Raw genomic sequence first — 17693 nt, 5'->3', positions numbered from 1 at the left:
CCCGAGATGCGGACATAGCGCTAATTCGCTGCGCGTGCGCCAACGACCGCTTCTGCGTAGTTGTCTTGCAAAAACCTACACCAAAATTCGACTTGATCATAGACGCAGTGATTCAGTCATCTGTTTGCGTTTCTAAGCCGAACGATCGCTTTGTTGCGCGCCAACTTCGAAAAGCGATGAATGCAAATCCGAGTAGGATGGCCAAATCGATGACGATCAGCGCGGCTGCGACCGGACGGTCAAGGAATATCCAGTAGCCATCTCGGGATATCAGCAACGAGCGGCGTAGATTAGCCTCAAGGATTGGACCCAAGATCAATCCCAACACGATCGGAGCAAGCGGGTATTTCGCCAAACGAAACAGAATGCCGACCAACCCAAAGCCCAGCATGACCCACAGGTCAAACACCGAACCCTGCAGGGCATACGTTCCGATACAACACAAGATGAGAATTGCCGGGATCAGGTAGAGTTTCGGGATCAACAAGACTCGAATAAAAAATGGAGCCGCGAGAATGCCGACAAACAGCAACATGACATTCGACGCCATATAGACGAGAAACAGGCCCCCCACGAACTCTGGATTCATCGTGAACATTTCGGGGCCCGGGACGAAGCCAAGGATCAAAAGCGCACCCAACAGTATTGCCGACGAAGCGTCCCCAGGGATGCCAAGGGCCAGCGTGGGAACCAACGTGCCGCCCACGGTTGCATTGTTGGCTGCCTCGGTCGCAATGACGCCGCCTTCGGCGCCTTCGCCATATATCTCATCCGGTTTGGCGAATGACTTGGCAATAGCATAAGAACTGAACGAACTGATGTCGCCGCCCGCACCAGGAAGAGAGCCGAAGAATACACCAACGAAAGACGATCGCAGCATATTCTTCCAGTGCCTCATCACCAGAAACACAGATCTGAAACTGGGCTTGGCGATCTCGATCGTGGGTCGACCCAACAGGTCGCCCCTTGCGACTTGAAAGACCATCTCGGAGATCGCAAAGAGCCCGACGACTACGGCAACTATGTGGAACCCATCAAGCATGTGGTGCGACCCGAAGGTGAACCGATACCCCGTTGAGAATGCGTCGGATCCGATGGTCGACAATAGCAGACCAAAGCAACAGGCCATCAGGCCCTTTACCAAAGTGCCCTCGGAAATCAGCGAAATGGTCAATAGCCCGGTGACGGCCAGCATTGTATATTCGGGTGGGGCAAAATTACTGGCAAAGGACGCGAGTACGGGCGAAGCGGTGATCAAAACAACGCCGCCGACAAGCCCACCCAATGAGGATGCCGCAAGCGCAAGGCCAATAGCTTTGGAGGCCTGACCTTTCTGGGCCATTGGGAAACCGTCTAGCAACGTAGCTGCTGCGATGGGTGTGCCAGGTATTCGAAGCAAAATTGCTGACACAGCGCCTCCGCAGGAGCCTCCGACGAAAATGGAAATGAGGAAACCCATCCCTGCTAGGGGCGGCAGGCCTATGGCCACCGGTAAAAGCAGAATGATACCCATCAAGGGTCCGAGCCCCGGTAAGGCACCGACAAGCAAACCGATCAGGATGCCCGCGAAGGTCAAAGCAATAGCGAGGGGCGAGAAAAACAGCTCAAAGCCGCCGAGAAGGGATTCAAACATCAAAGCTCACCAGGGGATATTCAGACCAAAGATGCCGCCCGGCAGAACGACGTTCAGGACCTTTTCGAAGACAAATGCCAGAACAAAGGCCAATGAAAGCGCGAATCCCACAATAATGCCGGCGTTGCGGGCTCCGCAGAGCATCATGACTGCCGCCACCATGGGCGCAGTTGCAAGATGGTATCCCAGCCAACCGAGGCAAATCAGGTAGGTTGTAAAGATGGCTAGCAAACCGGCTGACCTCCGCAAAGCCGCAGGAGATTTAGTTTCTGATTGTTCTGCATCGCTTGAGGTGAAATTGCGGACCAATTGGACCGCAAGAAGCCCCAACATAAGTATCGCGATGCTGCGCGGATAGCTGGCTGCGTTGTCATATGGGCCGCCAGATGCAATCCCTTGCGCGGCCATGGACGTCGCTACCTGTTGGAAGACCAGCGCACCGAGGCCCGCGAAAAACGCGAGCCCCGTCCATTCTGCAAGCTTGGCCGACAGCTTCATCTTATTGCAGCTTTTTGAGCTCTTCTTCTTCCCATTCCAGTGCGCTGCCCATGGCCCCGAGTTGGTCTTTCACACCACCGACAACCTCGTCGTACATGGTGTAGTCATAGGGCAAAGGCACGAAGCCAACTTGCCGGATTGCTGCTTTGACATCATCTCGAGCCATTGCCGCGGCCATTGCTTCGCGAAGCTTGTCCACGACGTCCGCTGGTGTTTCCGGGTGAACAATCCACCATGTCCAGCCAATCGGGCCCAGTTTGGATAGACCTGTGTCAAACTCAATGTCATCCAGTCCGGGCGCGCCGTCGAATGCCGCTTTAGAGTCTTCCAGTTCGGACAGAACCAGCATGATGTTGAACGCGGATGGATCGGACTTGTAATTGCCGACATTTACAAAAGAGAAATCCAGAACGCCAGATTTCAAGTCTTTTGCGGCGTTACCGTCCTGCGTGTAGGGCACGTTCTGGGCAACACAGTCATGCGCCTGAAGCACCTTCGAGATCACCATGTGCGGCAGGTTGTTTCGCGAACCAGAGGAATAGCGAAGCTCTCCACGATTGGCCGCGCAGTATTCCATAAGCCCGGCAAAGTCGTCCCAGCGGCTCTCCTCGGTGCGCCCGCCAATTGCGAAGGCGTTCGAATGAGCCGATTGCAGTGGCGTGAATTCTGTGTAGTCCCATTCGGCTTTACCCAGGATCGGTGCGAGAACCAGCGGAGCCACGTAAGAATCCATGATGGTGTATCCATCCGCCGGTTTGCTCATGGCGGTCGTCTGCGCCTTGGTGCCCGGTCCACCCGTCACCGACAGAACGGTAATGTCGACGCCAAGCTCTTCGCCCATTGCCTTGGCAATGACCTGGCTCACCGAAGAGCCTGTGCCGGGTCCCCAGGGGTGAATGACTTCGATGGTGCGCTCCGGGAATTCGGCCATAGCAGCGGTCGCCGTAAGCCCAGCTACAGCCGCAGCGGTCAGGGTTTTGAGTGGTTTTTTCATGACTTGGGTCTCCTCCTGTCAGTGTGTTTGTCAACGTCCTTGATGGGGCGTTTCTTGGAATTCGGATCGGACAGCCCAAACCGATCATAGATTTCGAGCGGTGCGTCGTGCCTCTGAAAATGTGCGGAAATGTGCGCCGAAAGCCGAGCGATGATGGCAGAGTCGCGAACAGGCTGCGTCTGACCCGGGTCGGCATCGAGATCGTAAAGCGCAGTTTCGCAGTCTTCGAGCGTTTGACCGTCTTGCCCGACTTGGCTGTTCTTCGAGTCGAGCGTGAGCTTCATAAGCGGGACGCCCTTAGTGAAGTCGAACGGCCCTGCCAGCTCCGCCGACCGCAATTCGCCGACGTCGAAAGGACCTGTCATGTGAGTCGGCATCAGCGTGTATATACTGAGTTCGGAGCCTTCCTCTTCCTCGGGATATCGGAAATAGCTATAGCGCCCGTCTGTTACACAGACCGGCCCGCCAAACATGCCAAGTGCGACGGAGGCGTGCCCCGGAACATCACTGGTCAGGGAGGGGACCAGCGACGTTCCGGTGACACCAGGAGGAACCTTGCAACCATGAATGTCGAGCATCGTCGGCATCAAGTCGGGTGTATGGCATAAAGCGGCCCGCCGGGTCCCTCTTTCGCCATCCGGATGCGCGATCATCAGGGGAATGTGCGAGATTTCCTCGTAGTAGGGCATTCGGTTCTTGCCCCACCAGTCGTGTTCGGACAGTAGAAACCCGTGATCTGTCGTCAAGATCAGACAGGTATCGTTCCAGAGCGCGTGTTCATCGAAGTAATCCAGTAACTTGCCGAAATACTCGTCGCACATGGCTACAAGGGCAGCGTAGTTACCTCGGATTTCGGCGATCTCTTCGGCGGAGTTCGTTGCCTTTTCGTAAATTGGCCAATCAAGGATCTTGCCCTTGTATCCGCTTCGATAGGCCTCCTTGAACCGCTCCGGCGCAACGAAGGGCTCATGTGGGTCAAAGCACTCAAGTTGCAAAAACCAGTCGTCAGACTCGCGGTTGAGATCAAGGAACTCGAAGGCGGCAGAGAAACACTTTGCAGTTGGGAAATCAGCTTCGGTTTCGAGGAACTGGGCGTTGATTGCTGCGCGGGATTTCTTCCAAGCGACTTTTGAGGAGTTTCCGCGTGTTGCCGTGCCGTTTGGCAGTCCGTCCAACGGATAGTGCCGCGCGTCAAATGCCTCCCTTAGTCGGTCGACCGGCGGTGCCACGAGAACCTTCAGCGGATCGTATTCCTGGCCCCGTATGTAATCCCAGCTATCGAAGGCATTCGCATAACCCCAACCGCCATCCTCGAAATAGTGCAAATGGTCCGAGATCAGATGCGTGTAGGTGCCGTTCTGGCTGAGAATGCGGGCATAAGAGTCATCGAATGGCTCCAGCGGCCCCCAATGTCGATGCATGAAGTTCAGCCGTCCCGTGTGCATGTCACGCCGCGCAGGCATGCAGGGAAGGCTACCTACATAGTATTTGTCGAAGGTCACAGCTCGCCGTGCGAAACGGTCGAAGTTCGGTGTTGCGATGGCCGTTCCGCCATAGGCACCAAGTGCCAGGCGGTTGAGCGAGTCGAATAGAACGAAAACGGTCCGCATCGCCCCTCCCAAAGCAATTCCCACGGCTGAAGCATACATTGCGACATTCAAGGAATTCTGTAAAATCGAAGTATCGACTATATCCATTCTAAAAGTGAATAACTTGGAAAGAAACCTCGCCGCCTTTCTCGCAGTCGCCGCGCACGGATCGCTTACCGAAGCTTCGGATGCGCTCGGCGTTACGCAGCCGTCTGTCACCAAGCGGATCGCAAACCTTGAAGCAAGCTACGGCACACCGCTCTTCGAACGGGATCGGCGGGGGATGCGTCTTACCGAAGCGGGCAGGATGCTTCTGGAAAATGCCGAACGGATTGCACTAGAATACCGGCTGTCACGCGAGAAGATCGGTGCCATCGCATCGCCGGGCCTTTCCGTCTTGCGCGTTGGAGCGGGTCCGCTTTTTCACCTCAGCTGTGTCGCGAGCCTTTTCACCGAACTCAAAACCCGTTTTCCCGACCTTCGGCTCGATCTGAAAACCGATATGACACAGCATGCGCGCGAAGCATTGCTGAGCGGCGAGATCGACCTGTATCTCGGTGTCCTTGACGGCGTTGGCCTGGAGACCGAACTCTCATCCACTACGGTGACCGAGGTGGAGCACGGTGTCGTTATGCGGCCGGACCATCCGGCAGCAGGCCAAGCCGCCATCGATATCCGCGAGCTTGCAGGACAGCAATGGGTCATATTCGGCAACGATCCCGAGACCGAAAGCAGGTTTCGCACATTGCTTAAACCCACACCTGCCACCCAGGATGTCATCGACATTCGGACGACCTCGTTCACGACCGGCTTGCAACTTGTCCGTGAAGGGCCGTTCATCATGTCGGCTCCGCTGCAACTGGCTTCTCGTGTCGCGAAAGAGGGTTTGGTCATACGGCCTACCGAGCAAGGCCTGCCGAGGAGACAGGCTGGTGTCCACCTACGTCGCAGCGCGCTCAACTACGGTGTGATGAAGGCATGTCTGGCGTTCTTCGAGCGGTTTGAGTTTGGATAGCGGACATTCGTTGCGCCCGCAGCATTTTGTACTTTGGGCTCGTTGCCGCCTTTCACTACTTTTTACATCAATGGCTGGTGGCAACCCAAAACGGACATTGGCGACGCAACTTCGCGATCCTATGTACGCAACTTTTCAACCGGTTGTTTGTCCAAGTCGAACGACCATTTTCACAGTAAGCGTTCGATATCAGCAGGCATCCTTCATGTGCTTGACCAAAGAGGTAAATTGTTTGTCTCCGTATCCACCTTCCCACGCGGCTTTTGTGCGGTCATGTATAATTCGGATTAAGTCAGCTGGTGCATTCAGAGATATGCAGGTCTTTAGAGCGTCCTCCTGGGCCAATGCGTAAACTTTCAACGAGGCTTCAGCGTCGTCATAGTCCTCGGTCGGAACAGTTCGGGCAAAGAGATCGTAATAGTCATTTACCAATTTGATCGTGGCAGGGAGTTGATCGGCATAGACCTGCATCGGAACACCTCCTTTCTGGCAAACCAGTGCGCCGTATATCATCCCAAACATGAACCCCTGCCGGACAGTGAAGAGACCAGCAAAAAGTGCTGCAAGAGCTGCGGGTTTCTCACCGACTTGGGCGGACTTTCCCCCAAGAGACCTTATCACTTCGCCATAGCGATCCCAGGTTCCGGCACTGCCCACGGTCAGGATGGTGGTGTCACTGCTGCCAATGCCCGAAGGGTATGCATTGATCATGCCCAGCATGTAGTCGGCGTTTTTTTCGCTAAGGAATGAGACTAATGTATCGGCATCGGACGTATCGCCGGTGCTCATGTCGCAGATTGTTTTTCCCTTCAAGGAAACACTTAGCCCACTGACCAAATCGAAGGTTTCCTTGTGGCTTTTGATACAGACGATGATGAAATCAGACGCCGCAACAGCATCTTCCGGCGATACGCAAATCCCTGCACCTGCACTTTCAAACGATCTGGTCTTTTTAGGTGTCCGATTCCAGACGCAGACGCTGTAACCTGCATTGAGCAGGCAATGCGCCAACGCCGAACCCATGTTGCCCAATCCGAGTACCGCAAGCGTTGCCATGGTTTTCTCCAGTTCTGGTCATTGGTGTTCCACGTCAACATGCGTAAGAATTGAGAAAACGCGTAGTTGTAAATATTTCTCTATTGTTAGATTTTCTGACTTATGGATTGGCACACGTTACCCTCGCTGACGTCTCTCAGAGCCTTTGCCGCCGCCGCAGAGTTTAGAAACTTGACCCGCGCGGCAGCGGCACTGAATGTGACCCACTCCGCGGTCAGCCAACAAATCCGAGGACTGGAGCAGCATCTGGGAACCCAGCTTGTTTCTCGGACGCGACACGGTATCGCTCTGACCGCACAGGGGGAATTCTTAGCGGCGGGTTTACATGAAGCATTCGCCTCAATGGTGTCCCTGACTGAGAGCATATCAAGTGCAGAGGCAGTTCGCCCACTGGTGGTCAGTGCCACACCGATGTTTTCAAGCGCATTCCTTATGCCGCGACTATCGACGTTTGTTCAGGAGTTTCCGGATATCGAGCTTCGGATCGACTCAACAATCCAGGCAGTCGACCTCAAACCGGGGGGCGTTGACATAGCCATTCGATACGGCACCGGGCGTTGGTCGGGACTGGTCTCGCAAATGTTGCTACCTGGCTGTCTGACAGTGGTTGCTGCAAAAGAATTGATTGGGGAACGGATGCTCAAAGGCCCAATTGAGTTGCTCGACTTTACTCTTCTTCAGGAACAGGCTTCGGTCGAATTTGACCTGTGGTTGGAAAAGGTTGGAGTACCACCTGGTGCCGACAGGAGAGTTGTTCGCTTGCCGGGCAACATGCTGCTTGATGGAATCCGTCGAGGTGATGGTGTCGGGGCGACGGTTCCGGCATTCATCTCTGATGAATTAAAGTCTGGAGATCTCGTAGCGCTATTCGATGATCCAATCCCGCAGATCGGATATTACCTCGTCACGTTGCCTGGGCCGGTTCGCCCAGCTGCAAAGGTGTTTCAGAGGTGGCTTTCGAAATCAATTACCGAATATGAAAAAAGCCTTTTCCGATGGACGCCAGCTCACTTGATATAACAGTTTCCATTGTTCGACCCGAATGGATAGCAACAACCCAAAGCGGCGATGAATTTTAGCAAAATGAGGGCAAAAAGGCCGTTTGCCCACTGAGCTGTTAGCACAGACGAATGGCATTCGCTCCCCTACGCTGCAACCGACTTCAAGCAATGTCAGAAACCGACCCTGTGCACTTTCGCATGGTCTAAACACGTAGCGACCAGTATGAAACAGAAAGGAGGACAACACGTGGAGCGAAAGCTGGCGGCCATCCTGATCGCTGACCTTGTCGGCTTTACCGCTCGGATGGAGCGGGACGAGAAAGGCACGCTCGAAATCCTCTCTACGCACATTGACGATACCGTCGTTCCGCTTGTCGGTCGGCATCACGGTCGCATTGTCAAACAGATGGGGGACGGTCTACTCGCCAGCTTCGACAGCGCCGTCGATGCCGTGTCCTGCGCGGTTGAATGGCAAAATTCGCCAGTGGCAGGCTCCGACCCGCTTCGCTTTCGCATCGGCATCACTCTTGGTGACATTATCATGCGCGACGGAGATGTTTTTGGATCCGGTGTGAATCTTGCGTCAAGGTTGGAGCGGCTTGCCCCGCCCGGCGGTGTGTTGGTGTCGGACGCTGTTTATCGTGTGGTCGGGAACCGTATACCGGTCGATTGGGAGGATGCTGGTCAGCACACGGTAAAGAACGTTGCCGAACCGGTACATGCTTGGCGCATTGGCGGGTCAAGCGCAGTATGCCCTGAACCGCCTCGGCCTGAATCATCAGGAAAAGCCACTATTGCTGTCTTGCCTCTAAACAACATGAGCGATGACCCCGAGCAGGCCTTCTTTAGCGACGGGATTGCCGAAGACATTATTGTGGGCTTATCGCGTTTTCGGACACTTAAGGTCGTTTCCAGAAATGCGTCTTTCAGGTTTCGGACACAGGACACAGATCCGGCCAAAATCGCGGAGGCTCTTGGCGCAGATTACCTGGTTGAAGGCAGCGTGCGAAAGGCCGGTAGTCGCGTGAGAATCTCGGTACAGCTCGCTGACGCGCGTACGGGCACTCACCTCTGGTCGGATCGATACGATCACGAACTGGAAGATGTTCTCGCGGTACAAGACGAGGTGGCCCGAAATATCGTCGCAGTGTTGCCAGGCAGGGTCCAGCACGATGTCGTCGACCGTTCGACACAGAAACCAACGGATCAGATGAAGGCCTATGAACTGATGCTCAAGGGCAAGGCGCTACGCGATGGTCTGAACGCACGAGATACGGCCAAGGCGAGAGCGTTGTTGGAACGCGCGGTCGCACTCGATCCGACCATCGCGCGATCTTATATGTATCTTTCAGATACATATGTCATAGATTTGTGGCTTGGTCTGGCGGACGCTGACGCGCCCACGCACACGTTGAAAATTGCCCGAAAGGGCGTGGCACTGGATAATCGTGACGTCTACATTCAGGACCAGCTTGGTTTTGCTTATCTCTGTGCTGGACTTTGGGATGAGGCCGAGGCGCAATTCAACAAGACACTTTCGATGATAGACAGCGAGGCAGAGTCGATGGCTTGGTGCGGCTATGCTTTCCTACTGCTAGGCCAGCACGAAAAGGCGCGCGATGTAGTTTCGGAAGCTATGGGGCTGGACCCGCTGCATCCGCCCGCCATCGACTGGATTATGGGGCAGGTCGAATTCTTCAACGGTAACTTGGAAGCATCGCTTGGTTTTCTGATGGGAGCAGCGCGGCTCAACTCACTGGCAACTGCCTTTGTCGCCGCGTCTTACGCGCAGCTCAAACGAGAGCGAGACGCCTCCGACGCGTTGCGAGAATTTGTCACCGAACGTCACGATGAGTTCACAAGTCGAGGTATTGTGGTTGAGGATGAGACGGTCGACAGCCTTGCCCGCGGGTTCAGGTCTATGTGGCGGCGACCAGATGATTTTGAACGTCTTGCCCAAGGGCTACGGGCGGCAGGATTGACCGGCTGACACCGACATTAACTCGTTTGTCCAAACAGCGCGGCCTCAATGACGCGTTTCTCTGCGCTTTGTTTTTTCGGCGGCGCGAACCCAAAGCGGACAAGCACAGTTAGACTTTGCAGTTTCCAAGACGCCAAAGAGCGAACTTTTACACGAGGCTACACCAGATACCAGTTTTCAACGTCTCGGGTAGCTTCGTCGACTGTAAAAGCAGCCTCTACCTCTGCGATTACACACCGTACTTCATCCGGGCTTGCACTGAGTTCCAAGATGTTCGCATTCAGGTCATGGGCTGACCCGGCATCTGAATAAATCGTATCGACCGCAATTCTGACGGCGTTCCGGTGTTGCAGCAGGTGCTCAAAAAACCGGACATAGATCGCCTCCTCATACGGGGAATGGATGTCCACCTCAGAGACTAAGCCCAACTCCGCTGCCTTGGCACATGTCTGGCGCCAAGCCAATTCCATTGTGGACGGCGGCGCGTCCCTAGCCTCATCGGGATGTCTGGGGTTCGCAAACGTAGATCTTCGAATAGCTTCGAGATTGGTACGCAAGCCCTTTGTAGGAACCGGATAGATGAATGTGGTTTCCTCGGAAGCTAAGGCAGGCTCAATCTGATCGGGCTGCGCCTGGATGAACTCTGAAAACCTGTTTCCGATGATAGGGACTTCACCGACAATCATGCCTGTGGGGTCGGTATTCTCCGCCAGCCATCGCGCCAGTGCTCTCCGCCCCCACAGCCCGGCTGCCTTTCGGATCAACGGATGAGTTCCATCCGAAACATCCGGATACTTTGCGAGTATGTCTTCGGTCTGAAACGCCGCGAGCCCTGTATCCCAACGCATGATATGCACGCGACGTTCCAAGGAGACTGAAATGGATATCTGCTGACGCAACAGGAATGACTTTCCTGATGCTGGTAATCCAGTGAAGAAAACTATGCGGCAACGCCGTGCAGCGTCGGCCAGGTGTCTTGCAATCTCAGTGTCTGCAAAACTGTCGATAGAAATTGCGAATCTCCTAGTTCGGTGTCGGCAATAGGCTGGAGCGGCGAGCGTTCACCACCTCCAAGATTGTTGCTCAAGAAATCCGGCGATTTCACAGATGAATTGTCAACTTAAATTGCCCTAAAGCCCAGTTTGAGAGCTTTTCATTGCAGATAGATGCTTCAGGCTCGCAGCCCAAAACGGACATTGCGGTTTCTGTCCGCACTCCGGTAGCTTCTATTCATGACTGTTTTCCCCAATCTCTCCGAGCATTACTCTGACCCTAAAACATATCCTCCTGGCGTGGCTTTCATGGACGGGCAGTATTTGCCGATTTCGGAAGCCAAGATTTCGGTGCTGGACTATGGGCTACTTCATTCCGACGCGACGTATGATGTCGTCCATGTTTGGAACGGAGCCTTCTTTCGACTCGAAAATCACCTTGATCGGTTCTTCGCAGGTTTGGAAAAGCTGCATATGTCGATTGAATATGACCGAGACCAGATCATCGAGATACTGCACAAATGCGTCGCACTTTCCGGGTTAAAGAACGCCTACGTCGAGTTTATTTGTACTCGCGGCATGTCTCCGACATTCAGCCGGGATCCACGTGACGCCATCAATCAGTTCATCGCGTTCGCAATCCCGTTTGGATCGGCGGCTAATCCATAGCAGACGAAGCATGGGCTACATGCAGCAATATCATCCTTGGTCCGCATTCCGCCTAATTCAGTCGATCCAACTGTGAAGAACTATCACTGGTTGGATCTGGTGAGAGGCCTCTATGAGGCTTACGACCGCGGTGCCGACACGGCGATCCTTGTCGATACAAATGGGAACGTGTCTGAAGGGCCCGGATTCAATATTTTTGCCGTCATCGACGGAAGAGTCCTTACACCAAAGCTCGGAGTGCTTCTCGGGGTCACTCGTCAGACGGTCTTCGAAATTTGCACGGACCTGGAATTTGACTGCTCAGCCGTCGACATACCCCGAGACCAACTCCTGGGTGCAGACGAGGTGTTTATATCTTCAACCGCCGGAGGGATCATGTCAGTGACCAAAGTGAATGGACAAAATATCGGTGCTGGATCTCCCGGCCATATCACAAGTCAGATCACCAAGCTTTATTGGGAAATGCACAACGAGAAGAACAAGAGGCTTGTGATAAAATACTTGAATTAAAAATAGCTGTCAGTCGGTGTCGGGTTTACCCAGTGGTGGAATGTAGTTTTGGGAGCCATGACTCTGCTGGATGCGTCTTACACAATTTTCTGATCGCAGCCCATAGCGGACCTTAACTAATAAGCTTTTAGATCCCGACAAGGGGACAATTCGAGCGCCCGACTTTTGGGGAAAAACGGCGGAGCCTGAAAAAATCCAGAATATCTAGTCTTCGTTCCGAACGAAAATGAGAGCCACTGTGATTGATGGCCTAGTACGGCAACGCGCTTATTGTAGTCGGGGCAGGTATGGCAGGTCGGTCTGATGACGGCAACTGTGCTCGTAGACCAATTTGCTGAGGTCATAATCATCGAAAAGGATGAGTTACCTCGCACTTATAAGGGCATTCTCCGAAGCCGGGCTTGCCTGAACTTGGGTCGAGTGAGATCGTTACATTGACAAAGTTGTTTTTGGTATCAGGGGGGCAATCATGCATATCGCATTTCACAGGATCATTTTGTTGGCATGGCTGGCAGTTGTTGTGGTCGCTTCACCAACTTCGGCCCAGAACGCTAATCAAGCCCGCGCTACAATGGACTATCTGAGCGACCTCGTTCAACGTGCGGAAGCTGGAGGAACCAACCTAGTTCTTAGCAGAAGCGTGCCTGTTTCAGTAACGCTGCTTTCGGTCGACGGCATACCCGTGCTTGCCTACCGAAAAGAGAATAACTGGAGATACGGAGACTTTCTGGCTTCCACGTTTGATTGCTCGGCACCGGGCGTGCTTCGAATGACCTTTGTTGTAAATCCATATGGGACTGACGACGTGCCTGAATTTATCAAGCCGGGGTACATTTCAAATGTGGAACTCATTTCCAGCCCAATCGGCCTGGATACAGTTTTGCCGGACGGAGCAACGATACTCGGGGCAGTCCCGACACTGGATGAGGCGAATGGTCCATCAACGATGTTCAGAATTTCGGTGGAAGTACCCGCAAACGGCAAGGTTGCCTCCAGCCTAGGGCCAACCGGAAACCTGCAAGTGATACTCAAAGAAGGCGAGAAATATTTAAGGCTCGGCGGTGGGGCAAACCTGAGTGGATACGAAGTAGATCTGCTACCGCTTCTTCGACACTGCGCTATGAGCGATCCGAACTACGAACCGCCGCCACCTAGTGTTGCCGAAGTTGCTAACGGTCAGCCCATCGGTCGCCAACCTACTTCCGAACAGTTGCAACTCGCCCTGTCCAAGTACTATGGGCTTTCAGTGGGCGTTTACAGTTTACTCCTGGGCGCAGAGAATGCGGGATTTGAATACGATGACTTCAAGCTGCATGACTGCTTTGTGGCAAAAGACGGTCTCGTGTTCTGTCAGTTCTCTGGCCGAGCGCTTTTCGGAGATAAGAAGCTGGAGCCCATTACCGCGTTCTTGAACACTATGATAACTCTCTCAGGCCCGAGATGGGTGTCGGTGCAAGTTGACGGCTCCAATTGGCGGGTGACTCAGGATTACAGGTCATGCAACGTTAGGACGAATAGCATCTATTGTGATTGGTACGAATAGAGGGTGCTGCTTGGCCAAAACGAGCCACTATTCACTAGGACAGCAGGGTGTTTCTGTGGAACCTATTTTTGCCATCACTTGATGCGAATCGCGCCTCGTCCTAACCTTCGTCCTATTGTTCTGGGAAATTTGACTAGGCCGAAGACATTGCGAAAAATTGTCAATTCGCATCGGAGCCAATGAACCGATTTGACCTAGTTCTTTAAGCTAGATGTACCCCCAGAAAATCGTGGATCTGGCAGTCAGTTGGTGTTTCTGGGGGTTAAAAGTGCTTGGCGCGACTGGTTCCAAATTGATTTCCACAGTGATCGCAGCATTCGCGTTTGCGCATTTAGTAAGTGCGCGCTCTGAGGCATTGGCAGAGGGTTTTCCGAACGAAAACGCTACATGTCTTGAACAATTTATGGCACCCGACTTCGATAGCCCATCGTCGAGCATCAGCTCAGAAATGGATCGCGAGTCCCTTTCAGACTTCCAGTTTGGCATGCCCCTGTCAGAACACTTTTACAGCAAGGAAAGTGATACGGTATTGCTGGGTCCAGGGGAGGAAACCGTCAGCTCTGCCGGAGACGGCAATGATACGATTTTCGTCGTCAACCCTTCACCACATGGCAATGCTCTCGGCGAGAACGGGAGCGATACGATCCATGTCTGCTCTCTGGTCAGCACGATCAACCTGGTTGGAACAAGTGGCGGCGAAATGACTCCGGATTCCGTTCCCGACTTGATCGTAATTCATCCCAGCGCCTTCACTTCGGCAGAGGCAATCGGAACCAATCAAGTCAATCTGGGTGGTCGTCCAATTGAAATCCGCGGCGCAAGGATAATGATCTCCGGCTTTGACGCCCGTGCGGATCGTATCATTCTCCGGTCGCCAACGTCGGTTGCACCGAAGATAGTAGAAGACTCATCGTGGAGAACACTCGTTCAAGCCGGTCCAATTCAGCTTGACATCCAGATAACCGATGAGGCCGCACCGCATCCAACCACAGGTATCAAAACAGAGGTAGTGCAACCAGACCCACCGGGAACTCTGGAATTGTTGGCCGTGGTTGCAGAGCAGACAGTCCGGCAACGCGAAGATCATGGTGCTATGGTCCACAATTCTGATGAACATGCCGAGCACGGACATGATGATCATCACGAAGGTGACCGCGCCACGGATCCGTCTGTTTACCGGAAAATCGGGCTGGAGGTCAGCAGGAATGGGACATGCGCGTCGATCCGACAATTTGATGGGCTTGATACAGCCGAAGTTGATGTAACACCTGAAAGCCATGACACACGGGAAAGCACCTGGCTGGACGGTGATGATCAGATCGTTCATGTCGGCGATGGGCAGGGGCATGAACTATTGGCTGGCGGTGGCGACGACCAATTGTGGTTGTACAACGTTGCACCGGATAGCGCCTTGATTGCTGGCCGTGGGTCGGATCTCGTTGTGCTGTGTTCGGTCGAAGATATCGATGCGGGTATTTCTCTTGGGAATGGAGATGCCGCAATGGACGAAGACCCAGACACGCTTGTTATTTCAGAAGGCGTTCTGGCTGGCATTCCCGAAGGGTACTCACGGCGGGTTTCCGTTTCAGAGTTTCAACCGGAAACGGATCGCCTGATATTGCCGCCCGCACCCTTTACACCGGTGGTCGAGCCGTCGGCGGGTGGGTACAGCACCGATGTTACTTACGGTCCTTTGCTGGTCAGGCTGTACCACGGGAACGCGCCGGATTCGTCTGTATTGAAGGCGGCAGTTCAAACCGGCGTTTTGCCGCCGGCACCGTTACTGAACGATATAGAGGTTCGCAAAGCAGCTATCCAAGTTGTCCCGGCGGAAAACCTTGCCTTTGCGGAACAGAGTTGGTCAAACGCCAAAACACTCGCCGGTATAACACCGGATAGCACGCCTCCAACACTTGTATGTGACCAATCCAACTTACCGGCCAGCAGCGCGAGCCCGGAAAACCTGCCAAATCTGGATGAGCATACTCCCTTGCAGGTTCGGTATGGCGGCCAGGATGAAACGGTCATCTTAAATTCGATAGATGAAGATTCCGAACACGGCATCCTCTCGCACAGCTCAGTTGATTTGGGCGCTGGTAACGATACAGCCTATATCTTTACCGGCAATGGATCGGTCACTCTTGGACCCGGCAACGACGTTGCAATCCTTTGCCGACTTGACGGGCTATCGATTGAATTCATAGCCGCGCCAGACGGCGTGCCGGATACCGTCATTATTGATTCAGGGGTGTTTCTGACGCCTGTGATCACAGGGTTGAAGCGGCGCATCGCGTTTTCAGGGTTTGGAGATTCAAATGACCGGCTGATTTTGCGTGTGCCAGAGGGTGCTCGGATAGAATGGGTGGCAAACGTACTGAATGTGACGGCGGGCGGTCACCTAACATCGATTAGCCCCAGTTGGCATCCGATGCACACTGCCCCGGAGCAAAAGCTGGACGAAAACAAAATAGTCGTCTGGCCGATCAGCCGTACGTTGGAATGACAAGTTTCTGTTTTTGTCAGGAGAATTAAAGATGACTCGGATCGCAACCCTTCAAACTTTCCTTGTTTGCGCGACAGTAAACTTACCCTTTCCGGCTCTGGCCAATTGGACTTATTCACCAGATGGCGGCCCCGCCGGCTCGGCATCCGTGGCGGGGTCTGATGGTTCGACCTTAATTGTAGACTGTGGAAACAGTGGCGAGGTTGGAATAGTTGTCCGGCCAGACATTCGACCCAGTTCCATGCGTCAGGCTAACAGCGGTTTCCTTGGGTTTGTGATAGACGGAAACGCAGCGTCCCGCATCAATGTGCCTGTGTCGTGTGAAGCCAATCAATGCTCAACAGGAGGGCGCCCTGGTGTTCTTCCTCTCGTAAGAGCGCTGCAAGCGGGATCAACCGCGCAAACCTGGTGGGAAGACTGGGATCTTGGTATTTTTTCATTGGCCGGTTCTTCCGCTGCCATTGGAAAAATACGATCAGCGGGTTGTCCGGGTTTTTAAACACGAATTTCAGTAGTTCTTACAGAAAGCGATATGACCAGCATTCTTGGGTGACTTTTTAACAGACGTAGAAAGTTCCCCCTCAGCCAATATAAAGGTTCGGAGGAAGTTAAGTGACTTGGAAAAAAGACGTATACGATCCGCACACCTCTTTGGGGCAAACTAGTCATGGCCGCCTAATCCACAACCAAGAAGTTTTGTTCGAGCAACTACGAGAACGGACCAATAATCGCGAAGATCTCTCACGTTCATATCGGAAGGATGAGAAGTCAATTAACGAACTGGGATATTCCGAAGCTGAAGGAAATCAACTGTACTTGTATGGCAATAGATTGAAAGAAGGAGGTGCATTGGTTCGCCTAGCTGGTAAGGTCCGGACGTACCTAACTGAATGTGGGGAGTTCATATCCACAACGCCAGGGTGGAAAGTTCCAAAGCTTAAAGCCGTTTCAAAAGATGAGCACTATAAACGCGTTTCCACATGCTATCGAAGATTTTGGAAATGGGTAGAGCAAGAAGCCCTTACCGACGAAAATTTAAATTCATTGTTGTCAGAAGCGCATTCAAGGCTTGATAAACAAGTGGCCGGGCAGTTTCCTTTGCCAATTCACAAAGGTGCATTTTTCGCCTCTGCCGAATACGAGAAAAAAGGGCTTTTAGGAAAAAAGAAAGTAACTCTTCCAGTTCGAGATGCGAAAATTGAAGAATATGAGAAGTACCTTAGGCGTTTCATCAGATCTATGTTTGTATTCAAGAAGCATCCGCTAAGAATGGCGACAGAACCGGATGGAATTTGGCTGGTCAATAATCCTTTGTCAAAAATTCGTCGTGAGCGTTCCGCGAACTTGGGTCAAGTTTCCATGTATGCATTCATGATGCACCCGCAACAAGACTCAAGCCTAATTCAGGCACACTTGTTCTCAAAATAGCGAAAGGACGTTTCCCAAAATGTTTTGTTTGGCCAATCTGCTCTGAGATATATGCCTGTTCTACCTGAGTGAGGCATGACTCAGCCCCCTGCAATCAGGCCATTGAGGTGTTGTTAATCCGTCCAAGCAAAGGAAGGACTATGATACGCAGATATTCAGGCGATTAGAACTTTCGCTGTTCCTCACTTAATTTTCGGACCTCAGTGTCACACTTGTCATATTTCACGAAACCTGCTGAGTTGGGACGCTTTCCGGAACGTCAAAATGCTTTGAGATGCCAA

At 53.2% G+C, this 17693-nt stretch carries 12 protein-coding genes and 1 pseudogene; 7 read left to right on the top strand and 6 right to left on the bottom strand.

Annotation, left to right across the window (positions count from 1 at the left end; translation table 11 throughout):
- Positions 1-112: 112 nt before the first annotated feature.
- From ACR1XV_RS12360 to ACR1XV_RS12345, 4 genes are read right to left on the bottom strand one after another with little or no spacing between them, the layout of a single operon-like run.
- Positions 113-1633, bottom strand: coding sequence for a tripartite tricarboxylate transporter permease (locus ACR1XV_RS12360; protein ID WP_480531707.1), 1521 nt, complete (start codon positions 1631-1633; stop codon positions 113-115).
- A gap of 6 nt (positions 1634-1639) precedes the next feature.
- On the bottom strand, positions 1640-2131 hold the full coding sequence (locus ACR1XV_RS12355) for a tripartite tricarboxylate transporter TctB family protein (RefSeq protein ID WP_480531705.1): 492 nt from the start codon (positions 2129-2131) through the stop codon (positions 1640-1642).
- 1 nt (position 2132) lies between these two features.
- Positions 2133-3125 carry a Bug family tripartite tricarboxylate transporter substrate binding protein gene (locus ACR1XV_RS12350; protein ID WP_480531703.1) on the bottom strand — a complete coding sequence of 331 codons (993 nt, stop codon included), beginning with the start codon at positions 3123-3125 and terminating at the stop codon, positions 2133-2135.
- Entirely contained in the window at positions 3122-4735 is a 1614-nt protein-coding gene (locus ACR1XV_RS12345; RefSeq protein ID WP_480531701.1) for a sulfatase, read from the bottom strand. Before ACR1XV_RS12345 ends, ACR1XV_RS12350 begins: the two co-directional genes overlap by 4 nt.
- 103 nt (positions 4736-4838) lie before the next feature.
- Here ACR1XV_RS12345 and ACR1XV_RS12340 point away from each other — a divergent pair, with 103 nt between their 5' ends.
- Positions 4839-5729, top strand: a complete 891-nt coding sequence (locus tag ACR1XV_RS12340; RefSeq protein ID WP_480531699.1) for a LysR family transcriptional regulator — start codon at positions 4839-4841, stop codon at positions 5727-5729.
- 189 nt (positions 5730-5918) lie between these two features.
- Here ACR1XV_RS12340 and ACR1XV_RS12335 read toward each other — a convergent pair whose 3' ends face one another.
- On the bottom strand, positions 5919-6785 hold the full coding sequence (locus tag ACR1XV_RS12335; RefSeq protein ID WP_480531697.1) for an NAD(P)-dependent oxidoreductase: 867 nt from the start codon (positions 6783-6785) through the stop codon (positions 5919-5921).
- A 102-nt stretch (positions 6786-6887) separates the two neighbouring features.
- On the opposite strand from ACR1XV_RS12335, the gene ACR1XV_RS12330 reads away from it, so the two are divergent.
- Positions 6888-7805, top strand: coding sequence for a LysR family transcriptional regulator (locus ACR1XV_RS12330; RefSeq protein WP_480531695.1), 918 nt, complete (start codon positions 6888-6890; stop codon positions 7803-7805).
- 204 nt (positions 7806-8009) lie between these two features.
- Complete coding sequence (locus ACR1XV_RS12325) at positions 8010-9776, top strand: adenylate/guanylate cyclase domain-containing protein (protein ID WP_480531693.1); 1767 nt, start codon at positions 8010-8012, stop codon at positions 9774-9776.
- Positions 9777-9925: 149 nt separating this feature from the next.
- Here ACR1XV_RS12325 and ACR1XV_RS12320 read toward each other — a convergent pair whose 3' ends face one another.
- Positions 9926-10666, bottom strand: a complete 741-nt coding sequence (locus tag ACR1XV_RS12320; RefSeq protein ID WP_480531691.1) for a hypothetical protein — start codon at positions 10664-10666, stop codon at positions 9926-9928.
- 333 nt (positions 10667-10999) lie between these two features.
- Here ACR1XV_RS12320 and ACR1XV_RS12315 point away from each other — a divergent pair.
- The 4 genes and pseudogenes from ACR1XV_RS12315 (at position 11000) to ACR1XV_RS12300 (ending at position 17412) form a co-directional block, all read left to right on the top strand.
- Positions 11000-11938 (top strand): annotated as a pseudogene (locus tag ACR1XV_RS12315) (aminotransferase class IV).
- A gap of 469 nt (positions 11939-12407) precedes the next feature.
- Entirely contained in the window at positions 12408-13481 is a 1074-nt protein-coding gene (locus ACR1XV_RS12310) for a hypothetical protein (RefSeq protein ID WP_480531689.1), read from the top strand.
- A gap of 229 nt (positions 13482-13710) precedes the next feature.
- Positions 13711-15984 (top strand): hypothetical protein, encoded by a 2274-nt coding sequence (locus tag ACR1XV_RS12305; protein WP_480531687.1) that lies wholly within the window; start codon positions 13711-13713, stop codon positions 15982-15984.
- A 612-nt stretch (positions 15985-16596) separates the two neighbouring features.
- On the top strand, positions 16597-17412 hold the full coding sequence (locus tag ACR1XV_RS12300; RefSeq protein WP_480531685.1) for a hypothetical protein: 816 nt from the start codon (positions 16597-16599) through the stop codon (positions 17410-17412).
- The last annotated feature ends 281 nt before the right edge of the window (positions 17413-17693 follow it).

This window comes from Ruegeria sp. AD2(2025) (genome assembly GCF_056542385.1).
Note: the sequence above shows the minus strand (reverse complement) of the source record. Positions and strands in the feature narration are given on the sequence as shown.

Excerpts from the sequence above, each read along its gene's own strand:
- ACR1XV_RS12335 (WP_480531697.1), bottom strand. The coding sequence starts at position 6,785 with ATGGCAACGCTTGCGGTACTCGGATTGGGCAACATGGGTTCGGCGTTG.
- ACR1XV_RS12360 (WP_480531707.1), bottom strand. The coding sequence starts at position 1,633 with ATGTTTGAATCCCTTCTCGGCGGCTTTGAGCTGTTTTTCTCGCCCCTC.
- ACR1XV_RS12310 (WP_480531689.1), top strand. The coding sequence starts at position 12,408 with ATGCATATCGCATTTCACAGGATCATTTTGTTGGCATGGCTGGCAGTT.
- ACR1XV_RS12350 (WP_480531703.1), bottom strand. The coding sequence starts at position 3,125 with ATGAAAAAACCACTCAAAACCCTGACCGCTGCGGCTGTAGCTGGGCTT.
- ACR1XV_RS12355 (WP_480531705.1), bottom strand. The coding sequence starts at position 2,131 with ATGAAGCTGTCGGCCAAGCTTGCAGAATGGACGGGGCTCGCGTTTTTC.
- ACR1XV_RS12325 (WP_480531693.1), top strand. The coding sequence starts at position 8,010 with ATGAAACAGAAAGGAGGACAACACGTGGAGCGAAAGCTGGCGGCCATC.
- ACR1XV_RS12330 (WP_480531695.1), top strand. The coding sequence starts at position 6,888 with ATGGATTGGCACACGTTACCCTCGCTGACGTCTCTCAGAGCCTTTGCC.
- ACR1XV_RS12345 (WP_480531701.1), bottom strand. The coding sequence starts at position 4,735 with ATGCGGACCGTTTTCGTTCTATTCGACTCGCTCAACCGCCTGGCACTT.